The 18,699-nt window shown below is 65.7% G+C and carries 18 protein-coding genes; 13 read left to right on the top strand and 5 right to left on the bottom strand.

Annotated features, from left to right (window positions below; genetic code table 11):
• Window position 1 precedes the first annotated feature (1 nt).
• The 4 genes from ACSFB7_RS08145 to ACSFB7_RS08130 all read left to right on the top strand — a co-directional run bounded on the left by ACSFB7_RS08145 (window position 2) and on the right by ACSFB7_RS08130 (window position 3,797).
• Window positions 2-748: an SDR family oxidoreductase gene (locus ACSFB7_RS08145; protein WP_435468836.1), complete on the top strand. Its 747-nt coding sequence runs from the start codon at window positions 2-4 to the stop codon at window positions 746-748.
• 356 nt (window positions 749-1,104) lie between these two features.
• Window positions 1,105-1,704: a 2-hydroxychromene-2-carboxylate isomerase gene (locus ACSFB7_RS08140; protein WP_435468834.1), complete on the top strand. Its 600-nt coding sequence runs from the start codon at window positions 1,105-1,107 to the stop codon at window positions 1,702-1,704.
• A 35-nt stretch (window positions 1,705-1,739) separates the two neighbouring features.
• Entirely contained in the window at window positions 1,740-2,504 is a 765-nt protein-coding gene (locus ACSFB7_RS08135) for an enoyl-CoA hydratase (protein WP_435468832.1), read from the top strand.
• Window positions 2,505-2,639: 135 nt separating this feature from the next.
• A complete protein-coding gene (locus tag ACSFB7_RS08130; RefSeq protein WP_435468830.1) occupies window positions 2,640-3,797 on the top strand; it encodes an ABC transporter substrate-binding protein in 1,158 nt (385 codons plus the stop codon).
• Between the two features lie 15 nt (window positions 3,798-3,812).
• Here ACSFB7_RS08130 and ACSFB7_RS08125 read toward each other — a convergent pair whose 3' ends face one another.
• Complete coding sequence (locus ACSFB7_RS08125; protein WP_007834091.1) at window positions 3,813-4,238, bottom strand: acyl-CoA thioesterase; 426 nt, start codon at window positions 4,236-4,238, stop codon at window positions 3,813-3,815.
• Between the two features lie 40 nt (window positions 4,239-4,278).
• Here ACSFB7_RS08125 and ACSFB7_RS08120 point away from each other — a divergent pair, with 40 nt between their 5' ends.
• Together ACSFB7_RS08120 and ACSFB7_RS08115 are read left to right on the top strand one after the other, a co-directional pair.
• A complete protein-coding gene (locus ACSFB7_RS08120) occupies window positions 4,279-6,111 on the top strand; it encodes an ABCB family ABC transporter ATP-binding protein/permease (protein ID WP_435469951.1) in 1,833 nt (610 codons plus the stop codon).
• 45 nt (window positions 6,112-6,156) lie between these two features.
• Complete coding sequence (locus tag ACSFB7_RS08115; RefSeq protein ID WP_435468828.1) at window positions 6,157-7,095, top strand: 2-hydroxyacid dehydrogenase; 939 nt, start codon at window positions 6,157-6,159, stop codon at window positions 7,093-7,095.
• A 406-nt stretch (window positions 7,096-7,501) separates the two neighbouring features.
• Here ACSFB7_RS08115 and ACSFB7_RS08110 read toward each other — a convergent pair whose 3' ends face one another.
• Window positions 7,502-8,944: an amidase gene (locus ACSFB7_RS08110; RefSeq protein WP_435468826.1), complete on the bottom strand. Its 1,443-nt coding sequence runs from the start codon at window positions 8,942-8,944 to the stop codon at window positions 7,502-7,504.
• Between the two features lie 61 nt (window positions 8,945-9,005).
• Between ACSFB7_RS08110 and ACSFB7_RS08105 the strand changes: the two genes are divergently transcribed.
• The 6 genes from ACSFB7_RS08105 to ACSFB7_RS08080 all read left to right on the top strand — a co-directional run bounded on the left by ACSFB7_RS08105 (window position 9,006) and on the right by ACSFB7_RS08080 (window position 14,995).
• Window positions 9,006-9,992, top strand: coding sequence for a LysR substrate-binding domain-containing protein (locus ACSFB7_RS08105; RefSeq protein ID WP_435468825.1), 987 nt, complete (start codon window positions 9,006-9,008; stop codon window positions 9,990-9,992).
• 188 nt (window positions 9,993-10,180) lie between these two features.
• Window positions 10,181-11,635 (top strand): aspartate ammonia-lyase, encoded by a 1,455-nt coding sequence (locus ACSFB7_RS08100; RefSeq protein ID WP_435468823.1) that lies wholly within the window; start codon window positions 10,181-10,183, stop codon window positions 11,633-11,635.
• Between the two features lie 168 nt (window positions 11,636-11,803).
• Complete coding sequence (locus tag ACSFB7_RS08095) at window positions 11,804-12,703, top strand: amino acid ABC transporter substrate-binding protein (RefSeq protein ID WP_435468821.1); 900 nt, start codon at window positions 11,804-11,806, stop codon at window positions 12,701-12,703.
• A gap of 92 nt (window positions 12,704-12,795) precedes the next feature.
• On the top strand, window positions 12,796-13,527 hold the full coding sequence (locus ACSFB7_RS08090) for an amino acid ABC transporter permease (protein WP_187113833.1): 732 nt from the start codon (window positions 12,796-12,798) through the stop codon (window positions 13,525-13,527).
• A gap of 1 nt (window position 13,528) precedes the next feature.
• Window positions 13,529-14,218: an amino acid ABC transporter permease gene (locus ACSFB7_RS08085; RefSeq protein ID WP_435468819.1), complete on the top strand. Its 690-nt coding sequence runs from the start codon at window positions 13,529-13,531 to the stop codon at window positions 14,216-14,218.
• 39 nt (window positions 14,219-14,257) lie between these two features.
• Window positions 14,258-14,995 carry an amino acid ABC transporter ATP-binding protein gene (locus tag ACSFB7_RS08080; protein WP_435469949.1) on the top strand — a complete coding sequence of 246 codons (738 nt, stop codon included), beginning with the start codon at window positions 14,258-14,260 and terminating at the stop codon, window positions 14,993-14,995.
• An 80-nt stretch (window positions 14,996-15,075) separates the two neighbouring features.
• Here the strand turns inward: ACSFB7_RS08080 and ACSFB7_RS08075 are convergent, their stop codons facing one another.
• The 3 genes from ACSFB7_RS08075 to ACSFB7_RS08065 all read right to left on the bottom strand — a co-directional run bounded on the left by ACSFB7_RS08075 (window position 15,076) and on the right by ACSFB7_RS08065 (window position 17,641).
• Window positions 15,076-16,173, bottom strand: a complete 1,098-nt coding sequence (locus ACSFB7_RS08075; RefSeq protein ID WP_435468817.1) for a nucleoside hydrolase — start codon at window positions 16,171-16,173, stop codon at window positions 15,076-15,078.
• A gap of 191 nt (window positions 16,174-16,364) precedes the next feature.
• The gene (locus ACSFB7_RS08070; RefSeq protein WP_435468816.1) at window positions 16,365-17,183 is read right to left on the bottom strand and encodes a dienelactone hydrolase family protein; all 819 of its coding nucleotides are present in this window, start codon (window positions 17,181-17,183) and stop codon (window positions 16,365-16,367) included.
• Window positions 17,180-17,641 (bottom strand): tautomerase, encoded by a 462-nt coding sequence (locus tag ACSFB7_RS08065; RefSeq protein WP_435468815.1) that lies wholly within the window; start codon window positions 17,639-17,641, stop codon window positions 17,180-17,182. The genes ACSFB7_RS08070 and ACSFB7_RS08065 overlap by 4 nt, the downstream gene beginning before the upstream one ends.
• A 90-nt stretch (window positions 17,642-17,731) precedes the next feature.
• Between ACSFB7_RS08065 and ACSFB7_RS08060 the strand changes: the two genes are divergently transcribed.
• Window positions 17,732-18,697, top strand: a complete 966-nt coding sequence (locus ACSFB7_RS08060; RefSeq protein ID WP_435468814.1) for a GlxA family transcriptional regulator — start codon at window positions 17,732-17,734, stop codon at window positions 18,695-18,697.
• Window positions 18,698-18,699: the final 2 nt, after the last annotated feature.

Below are 18,699 nucleotides of genomic sequence, written 5' to 3'. Positions count from 1 at the left end.
CATGGCGCTTACCAAAGCCGCTCTCATCGTCGGCGCAGGCGATGCCACCGGCGGCGCCATTGCGCGCCGCTTCGCACGCGAGGGTTATGCCACCTGCGTCACGCGGCGCAGCCTCGACAAGCTGCAACCGCTGGTTGCGCAGATCGAGGCGGATGGCGGCCGTGCCCACGCGTTTGCCTGCGATGCACGCAAGGAAGAGGAAGTGGTCGCATTGATCGAGCAGATCGAATCGACCATCGGCCCGATCGAGGTGATGGTGTTCAACATCGGCGCGAACGTGCCCGAGAGCATCCTGGCCGAGACCGCGCGCAAGTACTTCAAGGTGTGGGAGATGGCTTGCTTCTCGGGCTTTCTCAACGGGCGTGAAGTGGCCAAGCGGATGGTGGCGCGTGATCTGCCTAAGGGCGGGCATCGCGGCACGATCATCTTCACGGGTGCGACGGCTTCGTTGCGCGGTGCGGCCAACTTCGGTGCCTTCTCGGGCGCAAAGATGGCGCTGCGTGCGTTGGCCCAGTCGATGGCGCGCGAGTTGGGGTCGCAGGGCATTCACGTCGCGCACGTTGTCGTCGACGGCGCCATCGACACCGAGTTCATCCGCAGCAATTTCCCCGAGCGTTATGCGTTGAAGGAGGACGACGGCATTCTCAATCCCGACCACATTGCTGATGCCTACTGGATGCTGCACTCGCAGCCGCGCGATGCGTGGACGCATGAGCTTGACCTGCGTCCGTGGTCCGAGAAATTCTGAGATGACGAGGTGCTGTTCTGTTCGTTTGGGCGCTGCTGCTGTTCAGGGCGACGCTCACGCCGACACGGTGCTCTTTTTCGCGAATGTCCCCCGCTTCGCTCCTCCTTTATTTCGCGAAAAAGAGCCCCGTATCGGCGCGAGCGTTGGACAGAGCGGTGGTTGATCGCAGGATCACCAGCAGTGTGCCCATGTGCGAATGACACCAGGTGTTCCCCGCAGCGAAATAAAGGAGGAGCGAAGCGGGGGACATTCGCGGAGGGGAGCACCTGGTGTCATTCGCACTCGCCCCGAATGAACCCGATATGCGAACGAACCCGCACCCCGAACACAAACTGAAGAGACCCAAGGAGACACCAATGACAAAGTCCGTCGACTTCTATTTCGACTTCGGCAGCCCCGCCGCCTACCTGGCCGCGACGCAACTGCCACACGTGTGCGCAGACACCGGCGCCGAGCTGGTGTGGAAGCCCATGCTGCTCGGCGGCGTTTTCCAGGCCACCGGCAACCATTCGCCGGCCGAGATCAAGCCCAAGGGCCCGTACATGACCACCGACCTGAAGCGCTTCGCCAAGCGCTACGGCGTGGCCTATGAGCACAACCCGTACTTCCCCATCAACACGCTGCTGCTGATGCGCGGCGCCACCGGCATCCAGATGAAGGAGCCGGCGCGCTTCGGCAAATACGTCGATGCGATCTACCACGCGATGTGGGTCGAACCTAAGAACCTCAACGACCCGGCGACGGTCGGCGCGGTGCTTCAGAATGCGGGCTTCGACGCCACTGCCTTGCTCGCGCTGGCCGGCGCGCAGGAGGTGAAAGACCGCCTCAAGGCCGTCACGCAAGAGGCAGTGGAACGCGGCGTGTTCGGCGCTCCCACCATGTTCGTCGGCGACCAGATGTTCTGGGGCCAGGACCGGCTCGATTTCGTGCGTGAAGCACTACTGGTGGCCGCCTGACACCGGCGACCCGTTTTTATCCAAGGACCATTTCCATGAGCGACATCCTCGTCCACACCGAAGCCGGTGTGATGACCCTGACCTTCAACCGTCTGGACAAGAAGAACTCGATCACCAGCAGCATGTATGCCGAGCTGGCCGACGCGCTGGCGCAAGCCGTCAGCGACACGGCCGTGCGCTGCGTGCTGATCCAGGGCGACCCGACGATCTTCAGCGCGGGCAACGACATCGGCGACTTCCTGAACGCGCCGCCCGCCAACCAGGAGTCGCCGGTGTTCCGCTTCCTGCGCGGCATCGCGACCTTTCCCAAGCCGATCGTTGCGGCTGTCTGCGGCCCGGCCGTGGGCATCGGCACCACGATGCTGTTCCATTGCGACCTGGTCTATGCGGGCGACAACGCGGCCTTCTCGCTGCCTTTCGTCAACCTGGGCCTGTGCCCCGAAGCCGCATCGAGCCTGCTTGTGCCGCAGATGCTGGGCTACCACCGCGCGGCCGAAGCGCTGCTGCTGGGCGAACCCTTCATGGCCGAGGCCGCGCTCGAAGTGGGCCTGGTCAACCGCGTGGTGCCGCCGACCGAAGCGAACGCCATTGCTCAGACGCAGGCCCGCAAACTCGCGGCCAAGCCGCTGAGTGCGCTGATCGAAACCAAGCGCCTGCTGAAAAAATCGCAGATGCCCGCCGTGCTCGAACGCATGGACGAAGAGGGCGCGAGCTTCGGCCGCATGCTGCGCGAACCTGCGGCCCGCGAGGCGTTCGGCGCCTTCATGGAGAAGCGCAAGCCGGACTTTTCGAAGGTCTGAGCGCCCGGCTTTTCTGCTTGCACGCGTACACTGTCCGCCGTGCAAGATGAAGAGATCAATACGGCTGCAACGCCCGTCCAGTGGGCGAATGATGCTACTGAAAAAGTAGCAATAAGACCGACGCGCAGGCGTACTTTGGGCCTGCTTGCGAGCGCGCTGGCCGCCCCTTCACTGGCCCTGGCGCGCGTGCGGCCCTTGCGCATCGGCGTCATCGGTTCGTGGTCCGGTCCTTATGCGGGCGGTGGCCGGCAGTTCGATGCCGGCATGGCGGTCTGGCTGGCGGCGCACAACCAGCACATCGCGGGTCGGCCGGTCGAACTGCTGCGGCGCGACGTGCCGGGCAGTGCGCCCGAGCCGGCGCGGCGCCAGGCGCAAGAGCTTGTCGAAAACGAGCGCGTCGACCTGCTGACCGGGCTCGACTTCAGCTCCAACGCCTATGCCGTCGGCACCGTCGCCACGCAGGCGAAGATTCCCATGGTGGTGATGAACGCAGCGTCGTCGGGCATCACGGCGCGCTGTCCTTTCGCGGTGCGCACCTCGTTCACCATCGCCCAGGTCACCTTGCCGCTGGCGCGCTGGGCACTGCAGCAGGGCCTGCGCGACGTGTGCACGGTGGTGGCCGACTACGCCTCGGGCGTCGATGCCGAAAGCGCTTTCGTCTCGGGCATCACCGCGGGTGGTGGCCGTGTCGGCGCGATGCTGCGGGTGCCGCTGGCCACGCTCGACTACTCGGCCTACATGCTGCGGCTGCGCGAACTCAAGCCGCAGGCGGTGTTCTTCTTTTTGCCTTCGGGGCAGATGCCGGCGAGCTTCCTGAAGTTCTGGCGCGACCGCGGCATGGCCGACACCGGCATCCGCCTGCTGGCGACCGGCGACGCCACCGACGACCACTACCTGCAGGGCATCGGCGAGCTGGCCGATGGCCTCGTGACCAGCCATCACTATTCGTTTGCGCACGCGTCACCGGCCAACCGCCGCTTCACGGGCGTCTTCGAGACGGAGTACGGCAGCCACCTGCGGCCGGGCTATTTCGCGGTGGCGGCACACGACGCGCTCGCGGCCATCGATGCCGCGATGAGTTCACCCACCGCGCGCGGCGGCGTGAGCGGGGAGCGGCTGGTCGATGCCTTCCGGGGCCTGAAGCTGGACAGCCCGCGCGGGCCGATCGAGATCGACGCCCACACGCGCGACATCGTGCAGACCGTGTACATCCGCCGCGTCGAGCGGCAGGAAGGGCGCTGGATCAACCGCGAGTTCGAGCACTTCGAGCGGGTGCGCGATCCGGGCGTCTGAGCCCGCTTTCCCTGCTCAGGGCTGTTGTTCGATGACCCGGGGGCGGCCGTTGTCGTCGATGGCCACATAGGTGAAGGTGGCCTGCGTCACCTTGATGTACTCGCCCTGTGCGCGAAAGCGCTCGGCAAACACCTCGACCGTGACCGTGACCGAGGTGCGCCCGATGCGCACCAGCTTCGAATAGAACGAGAGGATGTCGCCCAGCCGCACCGGCTGCTTGAAGATGAACTCGTTCACCGCCACCGTGGCCTGGCGGCCCTTGGCGTAGCGCGCCGGGATCACCGAGCCGGCCAGGTCGCATTGCGCCATGACCCAGCCGCCGAAGATGTCGCCGTTGGCATTGCAGTCGGCGGGCATCGGAATGACCTTGAGCACCAGCTCCATGTCGGTGGGCAGGCTCTTGAGGGTGGCTGCGGCAGCAGCACTGGAAGTATCGGACATGGGCACAATCTGCAACAAACAACAACCACGATTGTCCTCCATGCGCCGCAGCGGCGAAGCCATTCCCCACTCCCACACCGTCTCCGGCCACCCGCCGGCGGCCAGCGACCGTTCCGACTGGGCGACGCTGCGCCGCCTCTTTCCCTACCTGTGGCAGTACAAGTGGCGGGTGATTGCCGCGCTCACGTTCATGGTGGGCGCCAAGGTGGCCAACGTGGGCGTGCCGGTGCTGCTGAAGAACCTCATCGACACGATGACGCCCAAGCCCGACATGGCGCAGGCGCTGCTGATCGTGCCGATCGGGCTGCTGCTGGCCTACGGGCTGCTGCGTTTTTCGACCGCGCTGTTCGGCGAACTGCGCGAGCTGATCTTCGCCAAGGCCACCGAGGGCACGGCGCGGCAGATCGCGCTGGAGGTGTTCGGCCACCTGCATGCGCTGAGCCTGCGCTTTCACCTGGAGCGCCAGACCGGCGGCATGACGCGCGACATCGAGCGCGGCACGCGCGGCGTGCACTCGCTCATCTCGATGTCGCTCTACAGCATCGTGCCGACCATCATCGAGCTGGTGCTGGTGCTCTCGATCCTGGGCGTGAAGTTCGATTCGCTGTTCGTCTGGATCACGCTCGCGGCGCTGGTGCTCTACATCGGCTTCACGGTGACCGTGACCGAGTGGCGCACGAAGTTCCGCAAGACCATGAACGAACTCGACTCGATGGCGCAAAGCCGCGCGGTCGATTCGCTGCTGAACTACGAAACCGTCAAGTACTTCAACAACGAGGAGTTCGAGGCCAAGCGCTACGACGCCAGCCTCGACCGCTACCGCAAGGCGGCCATCAAGAGCCAGCGCACGCTGAGCATGCTCAACGTGGGCCAGCAGTTGCTGATTGCGATCAGCCTGGTGCTGATGCTGTGGCGCGCCACCTCGGGCGTGGTGGAAGGGCGCATGACGCTGGGCGACCTGGTGATGGTCAACGCCTTCATGATCCAGCTCTACATTCCGCTGAACTTCCTGGGCGTGATCTACCGCGAGATCAAGCAGAGCCTGACCGACCTGGACAAGATGTTCGTGCTGATGGAAAAAGAGCGCGAGGTGCGCGATGCGCCGGATGCACAGCCTCTGGCTGGCGCTGATTCCACCGTCCGCTTTGAAGACGTCAGCTTTGCCTACGAACCCGCGCGCCCCATCCTCAAGCACGTGAGCTTCGAGATTCCCGCCGGCAAGACAGTGGCCGTGGTCGGCCCTTCAGGCTCGGGCAAGTCCACGCTTGCGCGGCTGCTGTACCGCTTCTACGACGTGCAGCAGGGCCGCATCACCATCGGCGGCGAAGACATCCGCGAGGTCACGCAATCGAGCGTGCGCCGCGCCATCGGCATCGTGCCGCAGGACACGGTGCTGTTCAACGACACGGTCGAATACAACATCGCCTACGGCCGCCCCGGTGCGAGCCGCGAAGAGGTGGAAGGCGCCGCACGCGCCGCGCGCATCCACGACTTCATCTCGGCCACGCCCGGCGGCTACGAAACGACGGTGGGCGAGCGCGGCCTGAAGCTCTCGGGCGGCGAGAAGCAGCGCGTGGCCATCGCGCGCACGCTGCTCAAGAACCCGCCCATCGTGATCTTCGACGAGGCCACCTCGGCGCTCGACTCGGCCAACGAGCGCGCGATCCAGTCCGAACTCAAGAGCGCCGCGCAGGACAAGACCACGCTGGTCATCGCGCACCGCCTGTCGACCGTGGTCGATGCGCACGAGATCCTGGTGCTGGAGTCGGGCGTGATCGTCGAGCGCGGCACGCATGCCGAACTGCTCGCGGCGCAAGGCCGCTACGCGCAGATGTGGGCTTTGCAGAAGAGCGAAGCGACGCCGCTGATGTAGCGCGATCATCCATCCCTTCTTTTTCATCGATTCAGGAGTTCAGACGTGTCGACCAAGATTCCCCTGCTGGTGCTCAACAGCCTGTCGAGCGCCCACCAGGCACAGATTGCCGAGGTCTACGACATGACCTACGCCTTCGGCGCGGCGCAGCGCGCGGCGGCGATTGCCGAGCACGGCAAGAAATTCCGCGCGGTGCTGACCATCGGCGTCATCGGCATCACGCCCGAGGAAATCGCGGCCCTGCCAGCGGTCGAGCTGATCTGCTGCCTGGGCGCGGGTTATGAAGGCGTGCCGCTCGACGTGACGCGTGCGCGCGGCATCGTCACGGCCAACGGCGCCGGCACCAACGACGACTGCGTGGCCGACCATGCCTTCGGCCTGCTCATCAGCATCGTGCGCGAGTTCCGCAAGCTCGACCGCCTGTGCCGCGAAGGCGTGTGGCGCGAAGCCATTCCACAGCCGGCCAACGTGTCGGGCAAGAAGCTGGGCATCCTCGGGCTGGGCACCATCGGGCAGAAGATCGCCAAGCGCGGCGCGGCGTTCGACATGGAGATCGGCTATCACAACCGCAAGCCGCGTGAAGGCGCGACGCATCGCTACTTCGACGACCTGACGTCGCTGGCGGACTGGGCGGATTTTCTGGTACTGGCCGCGCCGGGTGGGCCCGCGACGCGTCACCTGGTCAATGCGCAAGTGCTCGATGCGCTGGGGCCGACGGGCTATCTGGTCAGCATCGGACGCGGCAGCGTGGTCGACACCGAAGCGCTGGCCGCGGCGCTGCGCGAGAACCGCATCGCGGGCGCCGGCCTCGATGTGTACGAGAGCGAGCCCAAGCGACCGGAGCCGCTGGTCGGGCTGGACAACGTGCTGCTGACGCCGCACATGGCGGGTTGGTCGCCCGAGGCGACGCAGCGGTCGGTGGATCACTTCCTTGCGAATGTCGAAGGGCACTTCGCGGGGCGCGGCGTCGTCACGCCGGTCTGATGTCTTGCTCCTTCCCCCTTTGGGGGAAGGTTGGGATGGGGGCGGGCAGAGCGCACGAAATGAGCGCCGCTTGCCCCCACCCCTGCCCTCCCCCGGAAGGGGAGGGAGTCAAACCAACACTGGGCCGCGGCGCCATTACCCTGGTCTGATGTCTTGCTCCTTCCCCCTCTGGGGGAAGGTTGGGATGGGGGCGGGCAGGGCGCTCGAAATGAGCGCCGCTTGCCCCCACCCCTGCCCTCCCCCGGAAGGGGAGGGAGTCAAGCCAATACCGGGGTGCGGCGTCGTCATGCCGGTCTGATGTCTTGCTCCTTCCCCCGCTGGGGGAAGGTTGGGATGGGGGCGGGCAGGGCGCCCGAAATGAGCGCCGCTTGCCCCCACCCCTGCCCTCCCCCAGCGGGGGAGGGAGTCAAGCCAATACCGAAGGGCGGTGGGATGCCCAGCCGCAGGCTTGGTCATACGCATGCCCCAGCCGCAGCACATCAAGATCCGAATGGATCGGCCCCGCGAGCTGAATGCCCATCGGCAAGCCGCCTTCCCCGAATCCGGCACGCACATTCAGCGTCGGCAGCCCTGCCAGCGTGAACGGCGTGACGATCTCCATCCACCGGTGGTACGTATCGCTCCGCACACCAGCCACTTCCGCCGGCCAGTGCAGTTCCGCGTCGAACGGAAACACCTGCGCGGTCGGCGCCACGACGAAGTCGAAGCGCTCGAACAGCGCAAGAAATGCGCGGTACACGTTCGATCGATAGTGCGAGGCCTGGTACAGCGAGGCCGCATCCAGGTGCCGGCTCTGCTCGATCTCCCATTGCGCCTCGGGCTTGAGCTGCGCGAACAGCTTCGGATCGCTCAGGTAGGCGCCGAGCTTGCCGCCCACCAGCAGTTGCCGCAGACGCAGCCAGGCGCTCCAGTTGTGCTCGCGCGGCACGTCGAGCGTGCAGGGCTCGACCTCGCAGCCGATGGCGCGGAAGGTGTCGAGCGCCTTCTCGCCGAGTTCGCGCACACCGGGTGCGAGCGGCAGATCGGGCCAGACGCTGCCGAGCCAGCCGATGCGCAGGCCCTTGCCATCACCATCGAGTTGCAGCGCATCGGGCGAGGGCAGGGCGTGGGGCGATGACAGCGGCACGCGGCCGTCGAAGCCCGCCTGCACCGCCAGCAGCCGTGCCGTGTCTTCCACCGTGCGGGCCATCGGGCCTTCGCAGCCCAGTTGCTGGAAGAACAGCTCCTGCTCGGGGTCGCCGGGCACGCGCCCGCGTGAAGGCCGCATGCCGATCACGTTGTTGAAGGCGGCGGGGTTGCGCAGCGATCCCATCATGTCGCTGCCGTCGGCCACCGGCAGCATGCCCAGGGCCAGCGCCACGGCCGCGCCGCCGCTGCTGCCGCCCGCGCTGCGGTCGTGCGCATAGGCATTGCGGGTGGTGCCGAAGACCGTGTTGTAGGTGTGCGAGCCGAGACCGAACTCGGGCGTATTGGTCTTGCCGATGACGATGGCACCGGCCGCGCGCATGCGCGCCACGTGCAGGCTGTCGGTGCGCGCCGGCGAGCGGGGCGACAGCGGCGAGCCCATCGAGGTCGGCAGGCCGGCGGCGTGGCTCAGGTCCTTCACCGCCAGCGGAAAGCCGTGCATCCAGCCGCGCCGTTCGCCGCGCGCCAGCTCGGCGTCGCGCTCGCCGGCCTCGGCCAGCAGCTGTGCCGGCTCGCGCAGGGACACGATGGCATTGAAGCGCGGGTTCAGCGCCTCGATGCGGGCCAGCGAGGCCTGCATGAGTTCATGGCAGGACACGTCGCGCGCGGCGATGCGGCGCGAAAGTTCGGTGGCGCTGAGTTCGAGCAAGTCGGCTGAGGGCATGGCAAGTGCGGGAAAAGGAGGGGGCGCCCAGTATGGCGCGGCGCTCGCATAATCGCCGCGTATGGAAACAAAGTGGCTAGAAGACTTCATCAGCCTGGCTGAGACCCGCAGCTTCAGCCGTTCGGCTCAATTGAGGCACGTAACCCAGCCGGCGTTCTCGCGCCGCATCCAGGCGCTCGAAGGCTGGGCCGGCACCGACCTGGTCGACCGCAGCTCCTACCCCACGCGCCTCACGCCCGCGGGCCAGACGCTCTACAGCCAGGCCATCGAGATGCTGCAGTCGCTGCAGAGCACCCGGGCCATGCTGCGCGGCCACTCGGCCGCCGGGCAGGACGTGATCGAGATTGCCGTGCCGCACACGCTGGCCTTCACCTTCTTCCCCTCGTGGGTGACCAGCCTGCGCGAGCATTTCGGGCCGATCAAGAGCCGGCTCATCGCGCTCAACGTGCACGACGCGGTGCTGCGGCTGGTCGAAGGCAGCTGCGACCTGCTGATCGCCTACCACCACCCCTCGCAGCCGCTGCAGCTCGACGCCAACAAGTACGAGATGGTCAGCCTGGGCGAGGAAACCGTGGCGCCCTGGGTCAAGGCCGATGCCGACGGCGCGCCGCGCTACCGGCTGCCCGGCCGTCCCGGCCAGCCGCTGCCCTACCTGGGCTATGCGCCCGGCGCCTACCTCGGCCGCGTGGTCGACCAGTTGCTGAAGGAGTCGGGCACCGCCATCCACCTCGACCGCGTCTATGAAACCGACATGGCCGAAGGCCTGAAGGTGATGGCGCTCGAAGGCCACGGCATTGCCTTCCTGCCGCAGAGCGCGGTGCGCAAGGAGATCAAGGCGCGCAAGCTGGTGAGCGCGCTGCCGCCCGAAATCGACAGCCTCGAAGCCACGATGGAGATCCGCGCCTACCGCGAGCGGCCCACCGCGCCCGCCCCGGTGAAGACCGGCAGCGGACGCGCCGCCAAGGTGGCGGCCTCCGAGAGCCTGCAGCCCAAGCGCACGGCCGATGCGTTGTGGTCGTATCTTGTCGGCACGCAGCCGCCGCAGTAACCTGATCGACCCACCGATACGGATTTGTGCACCGCACAATCTATAAATGCCGCGCATGAGCCTCCCCGCAAACGGCATTGGCGCCATGAGTCCGGCGCCTCTACAGTCGCGGCAGTTTTTTGCCGCTGTCACAAGCACCCCCACCGGCACGCGTCTCACGCGTGCTTTTTTTTAGCCGAGGAACCTGTATGAGCCCCAATTTCAGGACAGAACACGACTTCCTCGGTGAAAAGCAGATTCCTGCCATCGCCTACTGGGGCGTGCACACGGCGCGTGCCGTCGAGAACTTCGCGATCTCCGGCACCCGCATCTCGGCCATGCCCGACCTCGTGCGTGCACTGGCTTACGTGAAGAAGGCCGCCACCCGGGCCAATGCCGACCTGGGCGCCATCGACCGCGACCGCGCCGCCGCGATCATCCTGGCCTGCGAAGACATCGTCGACGGCAAGCTGCTCGGCGAATTCGTGGTCGACGTGATCCAGGGCGGCGCCGGCACCTCGACCAACATGAACGCCAACGAGGTCATCTGCAACCTCGCGCTCGAAAAGCTGGGCCATGAAAAGGGGCGCTACGACGTGCTGCACCCCAACGACCACGTCAACGCCTCCCAGAGCACCAACGACGTGTACCCCACGGCGGTGCGGCTGGCGCTGTGGTTCGCCATCGGCCGGCTGCTCGAAGCCATGGCCGCGCTGCGCCGCAGCTTCGAGGCCAAGGCGCTGGAGTTCAAGGACATCCTGAAGATCGGCCGCACGCAACTGCAGGACGCGGTGCCCATGACGCTGGGCCAGGAGTTCCTGACCTACGCCATCATGATCGGCGAGGACGAGGCCCGCCTTGGCGAGGCCCGCGCGCTCATCGAAGAAATCAACCTCGGCGCCACCGCCATCGGCACCGGCATCAACGCACCGCTCGGCTATGCCAACCTGGCCTGCCAGTATCTGGCCGAGCAGACCGGCGTGCCGCTCAAGCAGGCCGCCAATCTGATCGAAGCCACGCAGGACACCGGCGCCTTCGTGCAACTGTCGGGCGTGCTCAAGCGCGTAGCCACCAAGCTCAGCAAGACCTGCAACGACTTGCGCCTGCTGTCCAGCGGCCCGCAGGCCGGCTTCGGCGAGATCCGGCTGCCGGCGCGGCAGGCCGGCTCGTCGATCATGCCGGGCAAGGTCAATCCGGTGATTCCGGAAGTCATGAACCAGGTGGCCTTCGAGGTCATCGGCAACGACATCACCGTCACCATGGCCTCGGAAGCCGGGCAACTGCAGCTCAACGCCTTCGAGCCGATCATGGGCTGGAGCCTGTTCAAGAGCATCCAGCACCTGGGCAACGCCTGCCAGACGCTGCGCACCAACTGCGTCGACGGCATCGAGGCCAACCGCGAATTCCTGGCCAAGCGGGTGCGCGAGTCGGTCACGCTGGTCACCGCGCTCAATCCGCTGATCGGCTACGAGAAGGCCGCGCTCATTGCCAAGACCGCGCTGGCCACCGGCGGCCCCATCGACCTGGTGGCCGAATCGCTGGGCATCATGACCCGCGCCGAAATGGAGGCGCTGCTCGTGCCCGAGAATCTGACCCAGCCCGTGCGCCTGACGGCGGCACCGGTTCCGCCCGCCGCCGAGCCTTCGGGCACAAAGGCTGCTTAGTGAAAGTCAGACAATGCCAGGAGGCAGGATCGCACCACGCCGGCGCCCCTATGCGCCCGGGCGGTGCAGCCAGAGGCGCGGTGCACCGGGTTGGTCCGGGTATCACGCAAAATGCGAATGTCTAGAATTTAGTTGTATCTGTTTCAGTCACCCTCAGGAGTTTTCCGAATGAAAAAACAAGTATTGGCATTGGCAATCGCGGCGCTGGCCGCCGGCGGCGCGATGGCGCAAGCCAATGACACGCTGGCCAAGATCAAGGCTTCCGGTGTCATCACCGAAGGCGTGCGTGAATCCTCGGGCCTGTCGTACACGCTGGGCAATGGCCAGTACACCGGCTTCCACTTCGACGTCTGCGCCAACATCATCAAGGACATCGAGAAGCTCGCCGGCAAGAAGCTCGAAGTCAAGTTCCAGCCCGTGACCTCGCAGAACCGCATTCCGCTCGTGCAGAACGGAACCGTGGACATCGAGTGCGGCTCGACCACCAACAACGCCACCCGCCAGAAGGACGTGGCTTTCGGCGCCACCACCTACGTCGAAGAAACCAAGATCCTGGTCAAGGCCAACTCGGGCATCAACTCGCTGGCCGACCTGAAGGACAAGACGGTTGCCACCACCACCGGCACCACGCCGCTGCAGACCGTGCGCAAGCAAAAGCGCGCCGAGAACCTGACCTTCAAGGAGGTCTACGGCAAGGACCACTCCGACAGCTTCCTGCTGGTCGAGACCGGCCGTGCCGACGCCTTCGTGATGGACGGCTCGATCCTGGCTGCCCTGGCCGCCAAGTCGAAGTCGCCCAAGGACTACAAGATCCTGAACGACGTGCTGGCCGTCGAACCCATCGGCATCATGATCCGCAAGGACGACCCGGCCTTCAAGAAGGTCGTGGACGACAGCATCAAGGCACAGGCCAAGTCGGGCGAGCTGAACAAGCTGTATGACAAGTGGTTCCTCAAGCCGATTCCCCCGGCCAACGTGACCATCAACCTGCCGCTGGGCGAAGCCACCAAGAACGCCTGGGCCAACCCGAACGACAAGCCTGCGGAAGACTACGTCACCAAGGAATAAGCGGCGCGTCGCTGCGCGAATGACGCCCACCTTTCGCGGTGGGCGTTTCTTTTCAGGGACTGGTTTTTCGAAGACGGTGAAGGAGTAAGAAAATGGGCAACTGGGATTGGCAGGTCTTCCTGCAAGACCCCGGGGGGGACTATCCGACCTACCTGCAATGGATGCTGTCGGCCTGGGGCTGGACGGTGTCGGTGGCACTGCTGGCGTTGATCGTCGCATTGGTGCTGGGCTCGCTGGTCGGCATCATCCGCACGCTGCCCGACAGCCCGTGGCTGGTGCGGCTGGGCAATGCGTGGGTCGAGCTGTTTCGCAACATCCCGCTGCTGGTGCAGATCTTCCTCTGGTATCACGTGATCCCGGCCATGATCCCCATCATGAAGGGCGTTCCCAGCTTCATCCTCGTGGTGCTGGCACTGGGCTTCTTCACCTCGGCGCGTATCGCCGAGCAGGTGCGCTCGGGCATCCAGGCGTTGCCCAAGGGCCAGCGCTATGCGGGCATGGCGGTGGGCTTCACCACCACGCAGTACTACCGCTACGTGATCCTGCCGATGGCCTACCGCATCATCATCCCGCCGCTCACCAGCGAGACGATGAACATCTTCAAGAATTCGTCCGTCGCGTTCGCCGTGTCGGTCACCGAACTCACCATGTTCGCCATGCAGGCGCAGGAAGAAACCTCGCGCGGCATCGAGGTCTACCTTGCGGTGACCGCGTGCTACGTGGTGTCGGCCCTGGCCATCAACCGGCTCATGGCATTCATCGAGAAGAAGACCCGCGTGCCGGGCTTCATCGTCTCGGCCAGCGCCGGCGGCGGAGGCCACTGACATGATGAATCTCGACCTGTCGTTCTACAACTGGGACGTCATCAGCAACTTCGTCGTCAAGGGCTTCTACTTCAGCATCATGCTGACGGTGGTGGCCACCATTGGCGGCGTGATCTTCGGCACCATCCTGGCGCTCATGCGGCTGTCGGGCAAGAAGTGGCTCGACACGCCCGCCGCCATCTACGTCAACGGCATGCGCAGCATTCCGCTGGTGATGGTGATCCTGTGGTTCTTCCTGCTGGTGCCGGCGTCGTTCTACTCGCTGTTCGGTTCGTGGGGCGCCAACTACCGCTCCGAAATCTCGGCCGTGATCACCTTCGTCGCGTTCGAGGCCGCCTACTTCAGCGAGATCATGCGCGCGGGCATCCAGTCGATCCCGCGCGGCCAGGTGAATGCGGGCCAAGCGGTCGGCATGACCTACGGCCAGAACATGCGCCTGGTGGTGCTGCCGCAGGCCTTCCGCAACATGCTGCCGGTGCTGCTCACGCAGACCATCATCCTGTTCCAGGATACGTCGCTGGTCTACGCCATCGGTGCCTACGACATGCTCAAGGGCTTTGAGACCGCCGGCAAGAACTTCGGCCGCCCGATCGAGGCCTACCTGCTCGCGGCTGTCGTGTACTTCGTCATGTGCTACGCCCTTTCTTGGCTGGTCAAGCGCCTGCACAAGAAGATCGCCATCATTCGCTGATTGAGTGGCTGAACCGGAGAGAAAGAAATGTCCGAAAAAATGATTGAAATCAAGAACGTCTCCAAGTGGTATGGCCCGGTACAGGTGCTCAACGACTGCTCGGTGAACATTTCCAAGGGTGACGTGGTGGTGGTGTGCGGGCCTTCGGGCTCGGGCAAGTCCACCCTCATCAAGACCGTGAACGCGCTCGAGCCCTTCCAGAAGGGCGAGATCACCGTCAACGGCATTCCGCTGCACGACCCCAAGACCAACCTGCCCAAGCTGCGCTCCAAGGTCGGCATGGTGTTCCAGCACTTCGAGCTGTTCCCCCACCTGTCGGTGACCGAGAACCTCACGATCGCGCAGATCAAGGTGCTGGGCCGCAGCGCGGAAGAAGCCAAGACCCGCGGCCTGAAGATGCTCGACCGCGTGGGCCTGATGGCGCACAAGGACAAGTTCCCGGGCCAACTGTCGGGCGGCCAGCAGCAGCGCGTGGCGATTGCCCGTGCGCTGTCGATGGACCCGATCGTGATGCTGTTCGACGAACCCACTTCGGCGCTCGACCCCGAAATGGTCGGCGAAGTGCTCGACGTGATGGTGAGCCTGGCCAAGGAAGGCATGACCATGATGGTGGTCACGCACGAAATGGCTTTCGCCCGCAAGGTCGCGAGCCGCGTGATCTTCATCGACGTGGGCGGCAAGATTCTGGAAGACTGCCCGAAGGACGAGTTCTTCAACCACCCTGAAAACCGTCAGCCGCGCACCAAGGATTTCCTGAACAAGATCCTGCAGCACTGATTCGCTGCTGCGGCGCAAAGACAAAAGCCACGCTGTTTTGCAGCGTGGCTTTTTTCATGGGCCGACTCAGGCCCGTAGGCTCAGGGCAGCCGCGAGATGCGCTGCGTCAGCAGATCGAAGAACCCCTGCGCATCGCCCTCCGCAATCCAGTTCACGTTGGCCGGCTTCTTCAGCCCGCCGTACCAGTCGACCGCCGTCTGGCCGAAGCCGATGCCTTCGCGGCTGTCGACTTCCACGTTCACCTGCCTGCCCTTGAACAGCGAAGGCTGCAGCAGGTAGCCGATCACCGTCGCGTCATGCACCGGGCCGCCGGTCAGGCCGTAGTACTTCATGTCGTGCTGCACGTAGGCATCGAGGACGTCGGCGACGGTCTTGCCGGCCTGGTTGCCGATGCCGCGCAGCTTCGCGATGCGCTCGGGGCTGGTCAGCACCTTGTGCGTCACGTCCAGCGGAAGCATGGTGATCGGCACGCCGCTCTTGAGCACGATCTCGGCCGCATGCGGATCGGCGAAGACGTTGAACTCGGCCGTCGGCGTGATGTTGCCGCCGTTGAAATGCGCGCCGCCCATCAGCACCAGCTCGCGCAGGCCGCGCGTGATGTCGGGGGCCTGCGTCAGTGCCAGCGCAAGATTCGTTTCAGGCCCGAGCATCGCGAGCGTCACGCTCTTCTCGGGCGCTGCGCGCAGCGTGCGGATCAGGTAGTCGACCGCATTGCCTTCGGCCAGCGGCTGGCTCGGCTCGTGCACCTTCACACCCGTGATGCCTTCGCTGCCGTGGATGTCGGCCGCATAGATGGGCGTTCGCACCAGCGGGCGCGGCGCGCCGGCATAGACGGGAATGTCGGGCCGCTTCGCCCATTCGCGTGCAAGCCGCGCATTGCGCGAGGTCTTGGCCAGCGGCACGTTGCCCGCCACCGTGGTCAGCGCCTGGATCTTCAGTTCGTCGGGCGAAGCCATGGCGAACAGCAGCGCGATCACGTCGTCGGCACCGGGGTCGGTGTCGATGATCAAGGTGCGCACCGCGGGCTTGCCGGGCGTGGCATCGGCGGCATGGGCATTCGAGGCGGCGAGGCTGAGGGTCAAGATGACGAGTCCAAGAACAGGAAGGGCCAGAAGAAAAAACAGGCGGCGTGCCGTTGTCGTGGATGCAACGGCCGATGCGGTGGATTTCAGAGGCATGGGAGCGATTCCTTGCGGGCGCGGGAGTGCGCCGCAAGTCAGTCTGCCAGAGCATCGCGCGCCGCAACACGCGATGGCGGCTGCATTTTCGGCCATCGCGCACGGGCGCGCGACACCGTGCAAACCAAGGGGTTAGCGCACGAATTCGCCCACAGTGAAAAGTGTGCAGACGAAGGACGGCGACGCGCGCCTCACTGTTGCGCGCGCCCCTCACCAAGCCGCTGCGCGAAGAACGACAGGATCTCGTCGCGCGCCGCCACGGTGGGCTGGCCCGCCTCGTCGATCAGGTGCGCCGTCACCACGCTGTGCGGGCTGGCCACCACCTTGTTGAAGAAGGGCGGCGTCTGCGGATTGGCCGCGCTGTCGGGCAGCACGCGCGCGACGAAGCGCGGCCCCAGCGCTTCTGCAAAGGCCGCGAAGCGCTCGGCCCTGCAATGCTTGTCGCCATCGAACCGGTAGGCCATCACCGTCAGGTCTTCGCGCTCCAGGCGCGCGCGCACGGCGGCCAGTTCTTCGGGCGCCATGTTCATGCCGGCGGGGTTGTCCATGGGCAGTGAAGGCTGGCACACCACCGGTGCCAGCATCGAAGGCTCCAACATCATCGAGAGCGCGAAGTTGCCCGTGAAGCACATGCCGATCGCGCCCACGCCGGGGCCGCCGCACTCTTCGTGCGCATGCCGTGCGAGTGCGCGCAGCCACTGCGTCACCGGGCTCGATTCGTTGGAGGCGAACGCCCGAAACTCCGCGCTGACGCAGGCCCGCTTGAAGGTGGCAATGCCTTCCTCGACACCCGGCACCGCACCGTCGCGGCCGAACAGCGACGGCATGTAGACCGTGAAGCCCGCGTCGCGCACCCAGCGGCTGAAGCGCGCGACATGCGGGCTGATGCCGGGCATCTCGGTCATCACGATCACCGCGGGCCCGGTGCCCGTCACGTGGACCACCTTGGTGATGCCGTCGAGCGTGATCGAACGGGGCTCGAAGTCGTCCAGCGGATCGTCGTGGTTCATGCCGTGGCCTCCACCAGATGCTGCAGGTGCGCGTAGCCTGCAGCGCGTGCGAAATCGGGAAGCTTCCAGACCGCGCCGCCCACGCCCCAGGTGCCGTTGGGCACATCGTGCAGGATGACCGAACTCAGCAACTGGCGCTTGTCATTCGCGGGCATCGCGGCCTTGAATGCCGCATGCGTCAACTGGATGAACTGCGCGCGCGATGCCTCGTCCAGCACACCGGCAGGCAACTGCACGGTGGCCGCGCAAGGCAGGAACTTCGCCGTGACGTCGGCCCCGCCGCATGTCCAGTTGCCGGCGCTGATTTCTTCGATCAGTACCCAGCAGAGGAACTGCTTCGCCGGGTCGGCTGGAATCTGCTCGGCCGCCGATGCGGCTTCCCTGATCTTCTGCACCAGCGTTGCCCGGCTGTCGCCGGGAAAGGAGTCTTGGGGAATCTTGAGGACGATGTGGGGCATGTCGCAACCTGTGATGTGGAGCTTGTATTGGAGCGATCCGGTGGCCAGAATGACAGTGTCTGTTTTGACTGCTTTAAGGCGCTATCCGACATGCATGATTTCACCGTCCTGGTTCTGGAGGGCGCGTACGCCAGCAGCGTGGCGGTCACGCATGACATCCTCGCCGCAGCAGGTGCGCTGGCAGGCAAGGTGGGTGTGGCGGCGCCGCGATGGCGCTTGTGCTCGGTCGAGGGTGGCCAGGTCCGGCTGCAGGGCGGCATGACGGTGGACACCGTGAAGTTGCCGGCAAGGCCCAGGGACGACCGTTCGACATGGGTGCTGCCGGGGCTTGGGTTGAACACGTCGGCGGAGGTCCGGCAACGCCTCGAAGACGTCGACACGGCCAAGGCCATCGCCGGCCTCGCACGACATGCGCGCACGGGTGGCCCTGTCGCCGCTTCGTGTTCGGCCGTGTTCCTGCTGCACGCCGCAGGACTGCTCGAAGGCCGACGCGCCACCACCTCATGGTGGCACGCACCGCTGCTTCAAAGAATGGCATCGGGCTGCACTGTCGATGCCGACCGCATGGTGTGTTCAGACGGCCCCGTGGTCACGGCCGGTGCGGCCTTTGCCCAGACCGACCTCATGCTGCACCTGCTGCGCGAGCGCTTCGGCAACGCACTCGCCGATCTGGTCGCGCGCATGCTGTTGATCGACGGACGCCAGGCCCAGGCTCCGTTCATCATCCCCGAGGCGATGGCCAGCGGCAACGACCTCGTGGCCAAGGTCGCCGCGCGCATCGAGTCCGCATTGCCCGCTCCACCGACCGTGAGCGCCCTGGCGCGCGAGTTCTGCATGTCCGAGCGCACGCTGTCGCGCCACATCCAGAAAGCCACCGGCAAGAGCACGCAGGCGCTGGTGCTGGGCGTCAGGCTGCGCCGCGCGCGGGCGCTGCTGGAAACCAGCCGCATGACGGTCGAGCAGGTGGCCGGCGCCGTGGGCTACCAGGACGCCACCGCATTGCGGCGCCTGATGAAGAAGGTGACCGGCGCGAACCCGAGCCGGTACCGTTGCTGATT

The organism is Variovorax raffinosi (genome assembly GCF_051216615.1).
Taxonomy (GTDB): domain Bacteria; phylum Pseudomonadota; class Gammaproteobacteria; order Burkholderiales; family Burkholderiaceae_C; genus Variovorax.
This window is presented reverse-complemented; position numbering and strand designations above follow the sequence as displayed.

Bases quoted from the DNA above. Each gene is read 5' to 3' on its own strand.
- ACSFB7_RS08145 (WP_435468836.1), top strand. From the start codon at position 2: ATGGCGCTTACCAAAGCCGCTCTCATCGTCGGCGCAGGCGATGCCACC.
- ACSFB7_RS08140 (WP_435468834.1), top strand. From the start codon at position 1,105: ATGACAAAGTCCGTCGACTTCTATTTCGACTTCGGCAGCCCCGCCGCC.
- ACSFB7_RS08135 (WP_435468832.1), top strand. From the start codon at position 1,740: ATGAGCGACATCCTCGTCCACACCGAAGCCGGTGTGATGACCCTGACC.
- ACSFB7_RS08125 (WP_007834091.1), bottom strand. From the start codon at position 4,238: ATGTCCGATACTTCCAGTGCTGCTGCCGCAGCCACCCTCAAGAGCCTG.
- ACSFB7_RS08120 (WP_435469951.1), top strand. From the start codon at position 4,279: ATGCGCCGCAGCGGCGAAGCCATTCCCCACTCCCACACCGTCTCCGGC.
- ACSFB7_RS08110 (WP_435468826.1), bottom strand. From the start codon at position 8,944: ATGCCCTCAGCCGACTTGCTCGAACTCAGCGCCACCGAACTTTCGCGC.
- ACSFB7_RS08105 (WP_435468825.1), top strand. From the start codon at position 9,006: ATGGAAACAAAGTGGCTAGAAGACTTCATCAGCCTGGCTGAGACCCGC.
- ACSFB7_RS08100 (WP_435468823.1), top strand. From the start codon at position 10,181: ATGAGCCCCAATTTCAGGACAGAACACGACTTCCTCGGTGAAAAGCAG.
- ACSFB7_RS08095 (WP_435468821.1), top strand. From the start codon at position 11,804: ATGAAAAAACAAGTATTGGCATTGGCAATCGCGGCGCTGGCCGCCGGC.
- ACSFB7_RS08090 (WP_187113833.1), top strand. From the start codon at position 12,796: ATGGGCAACTGGGATTGGCAGGTCTTCCTGCAAGACCCCGGGGGGGAC.
- ACSFB7_RS08085 (WP_435468819.1), top strand. From the start codon at position 13,529: ATGATGAATCTCGACCTGTCGTTCTACAACTGGGACGTCATCAGCAAC.
- ACSFB7_RS08080 (WP_435469949.1), top strand. From the start codon at position 14,258: ATGATTGAAATCAAGAACGTCTCCAAGTGGTATGGCCCGGTACAGGTG.
- ACSFB7_RS08075 (WP_435468817.1), bottom strand. From the start codon at position 16,173: ATGCCTCTGAAATCCACCGCATCGGCCGTTGCATCCACGACAACGGCA.
- ACSFB7_RS08070 (WP_435468816.1), bottom strand. From the start codon at position 17,183: ATGAACCACGACGATCCGCTGGACGACTTCGAGCCCCGTTCGATCACG.
- ACSFB7_RS08065 (WP_435468815.1), bottom strand. From the start codon at position 17,641: ATGCCCCACATCGTCCTCAAGATTCCCCAAGACTCCTTTCCCGGCGAC.
- ACSFB7_RS08060 (WP_435468814.1), top strand. From the start codon at position 17,732: ATGCATGATTTCACCGTCCTGGTTCTGGAGGGCGCGTACGCCAGCAGC.